Source organism: Actinoplanes sp. NBC_00393, assembly GCF_036053395.1.
GTDB lineage: Bacteria > Actinomycetota > Actinomycetes > Mycobacteriales > Micromonosporaceae > Actinoplanes.
Genome location: NZ_CP107942.1, coordinates 5,959,406 through 5,971,430, shown reverse-complemented (window position 1 = coordinate 5,971,430; position 12,025 = coordinate 5,959,406). Strand labels below are relative to the sequence as shown.

The following is a 12,025-nucleotide window of genomic DNA, read 5'->3' as shown; positions in this document are numbered from 1 at the left end:
CAGCCCGCCCCGATCGCACCCGTCTGCCTTTCCTTCCGATCCAGCCCGACCCGCCCGGCTGACAGAGGACAGTGCGCGCTGCGGCCGAGGCTGTCCGACGGGGGACCTTCCGAAAAAACGGCCACACCCGCGGCGGGTGTACCCACACCCGCTGCGGGTGTGCCGGCGTTCGGGAACCCCTTCACCACCGGGCCGCCGTACCTCCCCGCCGGGTCGCATCGAAGGCGGGTTCCCGGACGCTCATCCCCGGCCTCCACCGGATGGGACGTGGTCCGCTTCCGCCTCCACCAACCGCCGCCGGACCCTGAGCGCAGGAGCCGTGCCGTCTAGCTGCGGACCGGCACGGGAGCGCTGAGGACGGCGTCGATCTGGTCGGCCGGGGCGGGGCGGGCGAAGTAGTAGCCCTGGGCGTATCGGTAACCGAGGTCGTGCAGCCGGGTGGCCTGGTCGAGGGTCTCCACGCCCTCGGCGACCGCGCGCAGGCCGAGGGTGCTGGCGATGGTGCTGAGCGAGGTGGCGATGGCCTCCTGCTCGGCGGTGCCGTTGAGGTCGTCGATGAACGACTTGTCGACCTTGAGGGTGGTGACCGGGCAGGTGCGCAGCAGGGTCAGCGAGCTGTGCCCGGTGCCGAAGTCGTCGAGGGCCACACCGACGCCGAGTTCGCGCAGCTCGTGCACGGTGCTCAGGGCCGCGCCGCCGGCGAAGACCGCGGTCTCGGTGATCTCGATGGTGATCCGGTCCGGGGTCAGCCCGTGCCGGTGCAGGGCGTCGGCGACCAGACCGGGCAGGTCCGGGTCGAGCAGCTGCCGGGCGGAGACGTTGACGTTGACCCGGGGGCTGTTCGCGCCGTGTTTGTGTTGCCAGGCGGCGGCGTCGGCGCAGGCGGTGTCGATGATCCAGGCGCCCAGGTCGATGATCAGGCCGCTGTGCTCGGCGACCGGGATGAACTCGGCGGGTGGGACCACCGGTCCGTCGACGGGGTGCCAGCGGACCAGGGCTTCCACGCCGGTGACGGCGCCGCTGGGCAGTTCCACGATGGGCTGGTAGAGCAGCCGGAACTCGCCGTGGTCGAGGCCGCGGCGCAGGGCGGCGGCGAGTTCGGCGTGGTGCTGGGCGGTGGCGTCGAGCTCGGGGGAGTGCTCGCGGTGCCGGTTGGTGCCGGTGAGTTTGGCGGCCTGCAGGGCGAGTTCGGCGCGGCGCAGCAGATCGGGTACGGCCGTGCCGTCCCCCGACGCGACCCCGACCGTGGCGGTGACCAGCAGGTCGTGGCCGTCCACCCGCAGCGGCGTGCGGAACGCCTGGAGCAGGGCCTCGGCGAAACCGGCGTGGTGGCCGGGCAGCAGCACTCCGAACTCGTCGCCGAGCAGCCGGGCGGTGACCGCTTCGGGACCGGCGACGGCGGCGACCCGGTCGGCGGCGGCGCGTAGCAGGGCGTCGCCGGCGTCGTCGCCGAGCCGGTCGTTGAGGGCGGCGAACCCGTCGAGGTCGCAGACGGCGACGGTGGTGGTGCCGGTACGGCGGGCCAGTTTCGCGGTGAACAGCCGCCGGTTGGGCAGGCCGGTCAGGTCGTCGTGGTGTGCCTGGGCGTCGAGGCGGTCGAGCAGGGCGTTGTTGTCCGACAGCGCGGCCAACTGCCGGACCAGGACGAGCAGGGTGAGCACGACGGAACCGCCGGCGAGCCCGGGTGGCAGGTGGCCGAACCGCAGCGTCGCGACGATGAGCATGACCGCGGTGACGGCGACGGCTGCGTACGGGACGGGGCTGAACTGCCGCATGACGCCGTGCCGGCTGTCGTCCCGGGTGACGTTCTCCGGCTGGGTCGCGGGTACGCCCAGCGCCAGGTTGGCCAGAGTCTGCAGGCGGGCGGCGGCGGCGATCAGCAGGCCGGCGGTGGGCAGGGTGACCACGGTCGGGTTGAGGAAGACGCGGTGGTCCAGCAGCGGGGCGACCGCCCAGGAGAGCGGGCCGAGCATGCCGATCGGGGCGAGGGCCCAGAGCGCGCGCCGGTGCACCGCGCCGCTGCGGGTGACGCCGACCTTGATCACGGCGACGACGGCGGAACACGCGGCGGCCAGGACCACGACGAGCATGGTGGCCTCGACGTTGTCGTTGAGCGCCGGGGTCGAGGTGGTCCAGAGGAAGTGCGTGATGATCATGGAGGAGGCGACCGCCACGACGGCGATGTCCAGGCACATCGCGACGCTGGCGCGCCAGGTGCGCCGCGGCCGCGGCAGCCGGACCAGGGCGACGACGCCGACGGCGACCGCGGCCAGGTAGAAGCCGGCGGTGACCGGGCTCATCTCGCGGGGGTGGCCGGTGAGGATGGTGTCGACGGCCTGCCCGGCGGTGCCGACAGTGAGCAGGGCGCCGGTGACCGCGAGGCGCTGCCAGAAGGCGCGGGCGGGGCCGTGACCGGTGCGGGCGGCGACGGCGCAGGCGAGGGCGGCGCTGGCGGCGGCGCCCACGGTCGACGGCCAGAGCAGCCAGATCGGTGAGCCCAGCGAGGCGTGCAGCAGGCCGAGCACGGCGCTGATCACGAAGAAGACGACGGACATGATGAGAACGCGTGTGGCCGCGGGGGCGGTGCGCAACGACGGTTTCATCATGCCGCGTCTGATCGGCAGGCGACGGCGCCGACTGAGAGGTTCAGCCGGCCGTGAGCTGCTTCTTCTGCACCTTGCCCATGGCGTTGCGGGGCAGCTGGTCGACCAGGTGGACGACGCGGGGGCGCTTGTGGGCGGCGAGACGCTGCGCGACGAACTGGATCAGCTCGTCCGGGCTGACCGGGTCGGCGACGACGAAGGCGGTGATCTGTTCACCCAGGTCGGCATGCGGGGTGCCGATCACCGCGGCCTCGCGGACGGCGGGGTGCAGGAGCAGGGTGTCCTCGACCTCCCCGGCGCCCACCCGGTAGCCGCCGGTCTTGATCAGGTCGGTGGAGGCGCGGCCGACGATGCGGTGCCAGCCGTCCGCGCCGATGGTGGCGACGTCGCCGGTGGGGAACCAGCCGTCGACCAGGCCGGCCGGCGCGAGGCCGCCGTCGCGCAGGTATCCCTTGAGCAGGGTGGGGCCGTTGACCTGCAGGTGGCCGATGGTGGCGCCGTCGGCGGGCAGTTCGGCGCCGGATTCGTCGACCAGCCGGGTGCCGACGCCGGGCAGCGGCAGGCCGACGTGGCCGGGACGGCGGTCGCCGGTGGCGCGGGTGCTGATCGTGATCAGGGTTTCGGTCATGCCGTAACGCTCGACGGGGGCCTGGCCGGTGAGCTGAAGCAGCGTGTCGAAGACCGGCACCGGCAGCGGGGCGCTGCCGGAGACGAGCAGCCGGGCGGCGCTGAGGGCGCGGGCGGCGTCGGGGGCGCCGGCGATCCGGGACCAGACGGTGGGGACGCCGAAGTACAGGCTGCCGCCGGCGGCGGCGTACGCCTGCGGGGTCGGTTTGCCGGTGTGGATCAGCGGGGAGCCGTGCCGCAGCGGGCCGAGCAGGCCGAGGACCAGGCCGTGTACGTGGTACAGCGGCAACCCGTGCACCAGGGTGTCGCCGGCGGTCCACTGCCAGATCTCGGCGAGGCCGTCGAGGTCGGCGGCGATCGCGGAGCGGGAGATCACCACGCCCTTGGGCAGGCCCGTGGTCCCGCTGGTGTAGAGCACCAGGGCCGGGCGCTGCGCATCCGGTTCGGGTGGCACGCTGCCGGGCCGCACGCCGGTCAACGGCATGATCGGTACGCCGGGCGAGCCCGCCGCCCCCGCATCGTCGGACAGCAGCAGGGTGGCGCCGGAGTCCCGCAGGATGTGGGCGCGCTCCAGTTCGCCGGCGTCGGGTGGCACCGGCACGACGGGCACGCCGGCCAGCAGCGCCCCGGTGATCGCGGTGACGGTGGCCCGGGTGGGGGTGGCGTGGACGGCGACGATCGGCGCCCCGGCGATCTCGGCGGCCACCCCGGCGGCCTGCCCGAGCAGCTCGTGGCGGGAGAGCGCGCCGTCGGGGGTGGTGACGGCGTCGGCGCGGTCGGTGTCGTCGTGCAGGGCGGCCAGCAGGCTCATCCCCGGATGATTGCACCTCCGCCGCAACCCCGTGCTTGAGCCCGGCGGCCGCGCTGTGGCCGTGACCCGGCAGATGATCGCGCGGTAGCTCGGGGCGGGACGCGTAGGCGTACCGGAAAGGGGTGAAATTGCGGAAACCCGGCGGCGGGCCTGGGTGAAGGACCCGTTGCTGAACGTGATTGTTGCTGGCTAGCGTCGACTTCCGCGCATGGTGGGGGAGGCGCATTTGTCCGATCGGGCCCGCTGGCGGGATCTGCGGAGGCTGACCCGCGGCTATCGGCGCTGGATCGCGGTGGCGGCGGGGCTGAGCCTGCTCGGTTCGGCGCTGGCGCTGGCCCAGCCGCTGCTGGCCGGCCGGGCGGTGGACGCTGCCGCTGGTGGGCGGATGCCGTGGCCGGTGTTCGTGGCGCTGGCCGGGCTGTTCGGGGCACAGGCCGCGGCGCTCGCGCTGGCCCGTTATGTGCAGGCGCACACCGGGGAGACGATGACGCGGGATCTGCGGCGGGCTCTCACCGGGCATCTGCTGAGGGTGCGGTTGTCCGTTCTGGATCGGTTACGCACCGGTGATGTGATTGCCCGGGCGTGCGGCGACACCACGGTGGTGAAGACCCTCGTCGCGCAGAGTCTGGGCACCGGGCTGGCCGGGGTGATCGGCCTGGCGGCCATCGTGGTGCTGCTGGCCTGGCTGGATCCGTGGCTGCTGGCGCTGGTGGCGGTGCTGTTCGGGGTAGCGGTCGGCAGCCTGCTGATGGTGGTGCGGCGGCTGCGGGTGGCGTCGCGCACCGCGCAGACCGCGGAGGGCACGCTGCTCGCGGATCTGGAGCGGGTGCTGGGTGGGATGCGTACGGTGCGCGCGTGCCGCGCCGAGCCGGTCGAGTCGCAGCGCCTGCGGAGTTCGGCGGGCCGCGCCTACCGGGAGAACCTGCGGATGGCCGGCCTGATCGCGCTGAGCGGCCCGACCAACGACCTGGCGGTGAGCGGCGCGTTCCTGGCGGTGCTGATGGTCGGCGCGACCCGGGTGGCGGCCGGTGAGACGACGCTGGGCCGCCTGGTCGCGTTCACCCTGGCCATGACGTATCTGTCGGCGCCGATCTACGAGATCTTCCAGGCGGTGAGCGCGGTGCAGCAGGGCTCCGGGGCGCTGCACCGGATCAACGAGGTGCTCGCCCTGCCGGTGGAGCGGGACCGGCCGGTCGGTGTGGTGCCGGTCGGCGGCGGCGAGCCGCCGGTGCTGGAGTTCCGCGGGGTGTGGTTCGGCTACGACCAGGCGCGGCCGGTGCTGTGCGGGATCAGCTTCGCGGTGCCGGCCCGCGGGCAGGTGGCGCTGGTCGGCCCGTCCGGCGCGGGCAAGTCGACGATCTTCGCGCTGGCCGAGCGGTTCTACGAGCCGGACCACGGGCAGGTGCTGGTGCGCGGCCGGTTCCTGCCCTACGAGCGGCATCGCGCGGTGGTCGGCCTGGTCGAGCAGGACTGTCCGCTGCTGGCCGGCACGCTGCGCGAGAACCTGCTGTACGGCGCCGGCCCGACCACCGACGACGAGGTCACCCGGGTGCTGGCGATGACCGGCCTGACCGCGGTGGTGGCGGCCCTGCCGCACGGCCTGGACACCCCGGTCGGCGAGCGCGGCGGGCGGCTCTCCGGTGGGCAGCGGCAGCGGGTGGCGATCGCCCGGTGCCTGCTGTCGCGGCCCGCGGTGATCTTGCTGGACGAGCCGACCGCGCACCTGGACCCGGACGGCGAGCGGGCCCTGGCGGCGGCGTTGCGGGAGGTGGCGCAGGTGTGCGCGCTGGTGGTGATCGCGCACCGGTTCTCCACGGTCCGGTCGGCGGAACGGGTGCTGGTCGTTGACGGCGGGGTGGTCTCGGCGGACGGCACGCACGAGGAGTTGCTGCGCTCCAGCCCGTACTACCGCAGGCTGGCGGCCGGGGTGCCGGCGCAGCGCCACCGGGCGTTCTCGTGATCCCACCAGCAGCGTTCGCAGACCAGCGGGGCCGGGACGCCCTCGGTGAACGCCTCCTCGGCGACCCAGGCGGCGTACTGGTCCTCGCCCATCGCGGCGATCAGCCCGGCGGTCTGGGTGCTCTGCGCGGTCAGCGCCTTCACCTTGCGGGCCAGGGTGCCCGGGTCGAGGCTGAGGCGCAGGGACAGTTCGTTATCGCGCCGGGTGACCGGATATCCGGGGGCGAAGACGTCGAAGCGCTCGTTGACGATGCGCCACTGCCGGGCCCAGTCGCCGGTCACCGCGGACTGCAGCAGCCGGGTGCGTGCCGGCGCCGCCCAGTCGACCGCGGCGGCGGTCCAGCGGCCCACAGCCTGATGGTCGGGGTGGCCGGTCTGCCCGTCCGGGCCGAACGTGACGACGGTGTCCGGGCGGATCTCGTCGATCAGATCGCAGAGCCGGGCGACGGCGCCGCTGGACGGCACCCGCGCACACTCGCCGTCGCGGTAGCCGAGCCAATGGTGCTCGGTGACACCGAGGACGTCGAGGCAGTCACGCAGTTCGGTGGTGCGCTGCGCGGCCAGCCGGTCCGGTGGCCAGCGCAGCGGGTCGGCGGTGCCCCGTTCGCCGTGGGTGGCGGTGACGCACACCACCCGCGAGCCGGCGTCACGGGCCAGAGCCATCAGCCCGCCGGAAAGGTAGGCCTCGTCGTCCGGGTGGGCCCACACGCCGAGGATGGTGCCGAGGTCACTGATCTGCTTCATGCCCTCGAGCATGGGCGTGGGCCCTTGCTGAATTCTGTGGGCTTCCTTGCTGAATCCTTGTCGGAGATACGTCGGCCGGTCCTCGCGGCACTCGAAACATGGGTCGAGGTCCGCTTTCCGATCCCGCTCCTTCGGGGTACGCGCCACGCCGCCCCACCGAATCGTGGCCGTCCCCGCCGCTCCCCGCGATCCAGGCATCCCGTCACGCCAGCCGGCGCGCCCGCCGGGCGCACCCTGATCGTCACGCTCAAACCACAGCCGGCTGATCGGCAAGCGACAGCGCTGTCGTACGGCCGGGTGATCAACCGGCAGGGCCGCTCAGGGCCGGCCTCCATCAAGACCGGCAGCCTGAGCCTGGCGCTCGCACCGAGGCCCGTGACCCCATCGCCGTGACCGCGTGGTTCGCCCGGGCAAGGCAGACCCGGCGCTGGAGCAGGGGTGACGTCCCTGGCGGGCGGCTGAGGCGGTGTTTTCAACCTGATCGATCACCAGGCCCTGCGGTAGCGCTGTTTCACCGCCCCGCAGGCAGCGCAGGCGCGCGGCCCAGTGATCGAACAGGCTCCAGAAGCGGCCCCGGCCGCGCGTCAGCGTTGCCTCCCGCCGATCCGCCGGCTGCTGTTCGGGAGCCGGCGGCTGCGGTTTGAGCGTGACCAACAGGGCGAGCCCGGCCGTCCCGCCGTCCCGCGTCCTGCCTTCCAGCGTCCCGCCGATGGGCGGGCAGCGGGCGAAGTCTCATCCGGGTCGGGGCCGGTTGAGCGTCTGCCTTCGGCGCCACCGCCGGGGAGATGCGGCGGCCCGGTGACATATGGGTTCCCGAACGCCGGCACACCCACAGCGGGTGTAGGTACACCCGCTGTGGGTGTGGCCGTTCATCCGGAAGGTCTCCCGCCGCAGAGCGCCGGCCGCCGCGCACTGTGCTCTGCCAGCCGGGGCGGGTCCGGCTGGATCGAAAGGGAGGGCAGACTGGTGCGCGCCGGCACCGCGACACTCGCGGATCCGAACCGAGACCGTAGACCGCGGCCCGGCCGGCCTGCCACCCGGCACATCTCGCGATCGAGGCGGGCGGCGGACGGCCGCCGACCCCGGACCGACGGCGAGAACCCGACGCCGAAAGCCTCTAGCGCGGGAAAGTGGCGAGTTCCTTGACGGCGGTGGCGAGCTCCCGGTCGTAGCCGTCCTCGATCATCTCCTGGCAGCCGGTGTCGCCGCCGGCGGCCAGGCGGCGGATGTCGTGGATGGATGCGCTGATCCGGTCGCGGACCTCGTGCACGATCTGGCGGACGGTGCCGCGCCAGCCGTACGCGTCGAGGAACATCCGCAGCCGGCGCGGCCGGTCGGCGAAGGCGGTGAACCCTTCCGCCTCGGCCACGCCGCGGGCGGTGAGCGGCACCCAGGCGAAGGCGGCGAAGGCCAGGTCGGCCTCGCGGGTGACCGGCCCGGCGAACTCCCAGCCGACGAAACCGGTGAGCCGGCCGTCGGCATAGGCCACATTGGCCGGTACGGCGTCGTTGTGGCCGATGATCAGGCCGGGTTCCCAGGTGCCGCCCTTGCGCCACTTCGCGTCGGCGGGCGGGACGAAATCGGCGACGGCGGCGTGATATTCGCGCATCCACTGGGCGACCTGCCAGAGGGTGTCGTCGTCGTGCACCCACTGCGGCCAGGGCCGCTGTTTGCCGAGCGGGTCGCCGGGGAGCTTGCCGTCCGGGGTCGGCGCGCCGTCGAACCCGGCGTCCGCCAGATGCTGCAGTAACGCGTCGACCGCGGGGACCCACACAGCGGCGGCCGGGCGGAGATCCGCCCGGCCGCCGGGTAACTCGTGTTCCTCGCACATGATCAACAACCGTAGACCGTGCGGTTGCCGATCAGGCGAAGACCTCCCCTGCCTCGGCCTTGGCCAGCAGCAACGGCGGCGGGGTGAACCGGTCGCCGTAGCGTTCGGCCAGCTCGCGGGCACGGGCCACGAAGCCGGGGAGCCCGCCCTCGTACTGGTTGATGTACTGCAGCACACCACCGGTCCAGCCCGGGTAGCCGATGCCGAGGATGGAGCCGATGTTGGCCTCCGGCACCGAGGTCAGCACACCCTCGTCGAGGCATTTGACCGTTTCGATCGCCTCGATGAACAGCATCCGTTCCTTGAGATCCTCGAACGGGATGGACCGGCCCTCGGGCGTGCCGAAGGCGGCCAGGCCCGGCCAGAGCCCGGTGCGCTTGCCGTCGGTGTACTCGTAGAAGCCGGCCCCGCCGGACCGGCCCGGCCGGCCGAACTCGTCGATCATCCGGTCGATGACCTCGTCCGCCGGGTGCGACTCCCACGGGATGCCGGCCGCGTCGGCGGCAGCCTGGTACTCCTTGCGGATCTTGCGGGGCAGGGTGAGGGTGAGCTCGTCCATCAGCTGCAGCACCGGGGCCGGGTAACCGGCCTGGTTGCTGGCCTGCTCGATGCTGGCCGGCGGAACGCCCTCGGCGAGCAGGGCGATGCCCTCGTTGGTGAAGGTGCCGATCACCCGGCTGGTGAAGAAGCCGCGGCTGTCGTTGACCACGATCGGCGTCTTGCGCAGCCGCTGCACCACGGCGAGCGCCCGGCGTACGGTGAGCTCGCTGGTCTTCTCGCCCTTGATCACCTCGACCAGCGGCATCTTGTCGACCGGCGAGAAGAAGTGCAGGCCGATGAAGTCGGTCTGCCGGCGCACACCCTCGGCGAGCAGCGTGATCGGCAGCGTCGAGGTGTTGGAGCAGAGCAGCGCGTCCGGGGCGACCACGCCCTCGATCTCGGCGAACACCTTGTGCTTGAGCGCCGGGTCCTCGAAGACCGCCTCGATCACCACGTCCGCCCCGGCCAGGTCGGCGACCTGGTCGGTCGGGGTGATCAGGTCGAGCAGGGCCTGGCCCTTCTCCTGGCTGATCCGGCCGCGGCCGACGTCCTTGGCGACAAGCTTCTCCGAGTAGCCCTTGCCACGCTTCGCGCCGTCCAGGGAGACGTCGCGCAGCACCACCGGCAGGCCGGAGCGGGCGCAGACGTACGCGATCGCCGCGCCCATCATGCCCGCGCCCAGCACCGCGACCTTGGTGATCGGCGGCACCTCGCCGACGTCCCGGTTGTTGACCTTGGCCAAGTCGAAGAAGAACGCCGAGATCATGTTCTTGGCGATCGGCCCGGTGACCAGCTCGACGAAGTAGCGGCTCTCGATGATGAACGCGGTGTCCACATCGACCTGGGCGCCTTCGACGGCGGCCGACAGGATGTTGCGCGGCGCCGGGTAGGGCGCGCCCTTGAGCTGCTTGCGCAGGTTGGCCGGGAAGGCCGGCAGCTGCGCGGCGAGCGCCGGGGTGGCCGGGGTGCCGCCGGGGATCTTGTAGCCCTTGGTGTCCCACGGCTGCACCGCGTTCGGGTTCGCCGCGATCCAGGCGCGGGCGGCGGTGATCAGCTCGTCCGGGCTGTCGACGATCTCGTCGATCAGGCCGATCTCCTTGGCGGCGGCGAGCTTGTGCCGGGTGCCCTTGAGCAGCACCTGAGTGAGCGCGGTGAACAGGCCGAGCAGCCGCACGGTACGCACGACGCCGCCCCCGGCCGGCAGCAGGCCGAGGGTGACCTCGGGCAGGCCGACCTCCAGCCGGGGATTGTTCAGCGCGATCCGGTGATGGGTGGCCAGCGCCAGCTCCAGGCCGCCGCCCAGCGCCGAGCCGTTGAGTGCGGCCACGACCGGCCGGCCCAGCTTCTCCAGCCGGCGCAGCTGTCCCTTGACCTCGTTGGACAGGGCGAACGCGTCGCCGCCCTGGTCCGGGCCGACCGAGCGCAGGTCCTCGAGGTTGCCGCCGGCGAACCAGGACTTCTTCGCCGACGTGATGATCACACCGGTGATCTGATCGCGCTCGGCCTCCAGCCGGCTGACGGTCGCCCCCATGCTGCGCACGTAGTCGCTGTTCATGGTGTTGGCGCCGGAGTTCGGATCGTCGAGGGTGAGGATGACGACGCCGTCGTCCTCGCGGTTCCAGCGGATGGTCTCAGTCATCTTCAAGATCTCCCTCAGAGCCGTTCGACGATCGTGGCGATGCCCATGCCGCCGCCGATGCAGAGGGTGGCCAGGCCGTACCGCCCGCCGCGCCGCTCCAGCTCGTCGACGAGGGTGCCGAGGATCATGGCGCCGGTGGCGCCGAGCGGGTGACCCATGGCGATCGCGCCGCCGTTGACGTTGACGATCTCGGGGTCGAGTTTCAGGTCGTCGATGAAGTGCAGCACGACCGCGGCGAACGCCTCGTTGATCTCGACGAGGTCGAGGTCGTCGACGGTGAGCCCGGCCTTCGCGAGAGCCTTGCGGGCGGCCGGCGCCGGGCCGGTCAGCATGATCGTCGGGTCGGCGCCGCTGAGCGCGGCCGCGACGATCCGGGCGCGCGGGGTGATGCCTGCGCGCTGCCCGGCGGCCTCCGAGCCGATCATGACGAGCGCGGCGCCGTCGACGATGCCGGAGGAGTTGCCCGGCGAGTGCACGTGGTTGATCTTCTCGACCCAGTGGTACTTCTGCAGCGCCACCGCGTCGAAGCCGCCCTGGTCGCCGATGACCGCGAAGGACGCCGGCAGGTTGCCCAGACCCTCCAGGGTGGAGTCGGCGCGGATGTGCTCGTCACGGTCCAGGATGAGCAGGCCGTTGCGGTCGCGGACCGGCACCACGGACTTGTCGAAATACCCGTTCTGCCAGGCCTTCGCCGCCTTCTGCTGCGAGCCCAGGGCGAAGGTGTCGACGTCGGTGCGGGAGTAACCGTCCATGGTGGCGATCAGGTCGGCGCTGATGCCCTGCGGGATGAAGTCGGTGTTCAGGCTGGTCTCCGGGTCGAGCGCCCAGGCGCCGCCGTCGGAGCCCATCGGCACCCGCGACATCGACTCGACACCGCCGGCGAGGACCAGGTCCTCCCAGCCGGAGCGGATCTTCTGGGCGGCCACGTTGACCGCCTCCAGACCGGAGCCGCAGAAGCGGTTGAGCTGGACACCGGCCGTCTCGTACGGCAGACCGGCGGCGATCGCGGCGGTCTTGGCGATGTCGGAGCCCTGGTCCCCGAGTGGGGAGACGACGCCGAGCACGACGTCCTCGATGTCGGCCGGATCCACGGTCGGGTAGCGCCGCCGCAGTTCGTCGATGAGGCCGACGACCAGGGAGATGGGTTTCACCCCGTACAGCGAGCCGGTCTTTTTGCCTCGTCCGCGCGGGGTCCGCACGGCATCGTAGATGAAGGCCTCGGTAGTCATCGCCTACTCCCTCGGATGCGAATTGCGGCTAACTTTTGCCGA

At 72.5% G+C, this 12,025-nt stretch carries 7 protein-coding genes; 1 reads left to right on the top strand and 6 read right to left on the bottom strand.

Features of this window, described 5'->3' with window-relative positions:
* Window positions 1–326: 326 nt before the first annotated feature.
* Entirely contained in the window at window positions 327–2,555 is a 2,229-nt protein-coding gene (locus tag OHA21_RS27805) for a putative bifunctional diguanylate cyclase/phosphodiesterase (protein WP_328459705.1), read from the bottom strand.
* A gap of 91 nt (window positions 2,556–2,646) precedes the next feature.
* On the bottom strand, window positions 2,647–4,041 hold the full coding sequence (locus tag OHA21_RS27800) for an AMP-binding protein (protein WP_328459703.1): 1,395 nt from the start codon (window positions 4,039–4,041) through the stop codon (window positions 2,647–2,649).
* Window positions 4,042–4,267: 226 nt separating this feature from the next.
* Between OHA21_RS27800 and OHA21_RS27795 the strand changes: the two genes are divergently transcribed.
* Window positions 4,268–6,001: an ABC transporter ATP-binding protein gene (locus OHA21_RS27795; RefSeq protein ID WP_328459701.1), complete on the top strand. Its 1,734-nt coding sequence runs from the start codon at window positions 4,268–4,270 to the stop codon at window positions 5,999–6,001.
* On the opposite strand, the gene OHA21_RS27790 is transcribed toward OHA21_RS27795, so the two are convergent.
* The 4 genes from OHA21_RS27790 to OHA21_RS27775 form a co-directional block, all read right to left on the bottom strand.
* Window positions 5,947–6,744 carry a PIG-L family deacetylase gene (locus tag OHA21_RS27790; protein WP_328459699.1) on the bottom strand — a complete coding sequence of 266 codons (798 nt, stop codon included), beginning with the start codon at window positions 6,742–6,744 and terminating at the stop codon, window positions 5,947–5,949. The two genes, OHA21_RS27795 and OHA21_RS27790, sit on opposite strands and share 55 nt — an antisense overlap.
* Before the next feature lie 1,117 nt (window positions 6,745–7,861).
* Window positions 7,862–8,698 (bottom strand): phosphotransferase, encoded by an 837-nt coding sequence (locus OHA21_RS27785; protein ID WP_328459697.1) that lies wholly within the window; start codon window positions 8,696–8,698, stop codon window positions 7,862–7,864.
* Window positions 8,607–10,754, bottom strand: coding sequence for a 3-hydroxyacyl-CoA dehydrogenase NAD-binding domain-containing protein (locus OHA21_RS27780; protein ID WP_328459695.1), 2,148 nt, complete (start codon window positions 10,752–10,754; stop codon window positions 8,607–8,609). Before OHA21_RS27780 ends, OHA21_RS27785 begins: the two co-directional genes overlap by 92 nt.
* 14 nt (window positions 10,755–10,768) lie before the next feature.
* A complete protein-coding gene (locus tag OHA21_RS27775) occupies window positions 10,769–11,983 on the bottom strand; it encodes an acetyl-CoA C-acetyltransferase (RefSeq protein WP_328459693.1) in 1,215 nt (404 codons plus the stop codon).
* Window positions 11,984–12,025 lie beyond the last annotated feature (42 nt).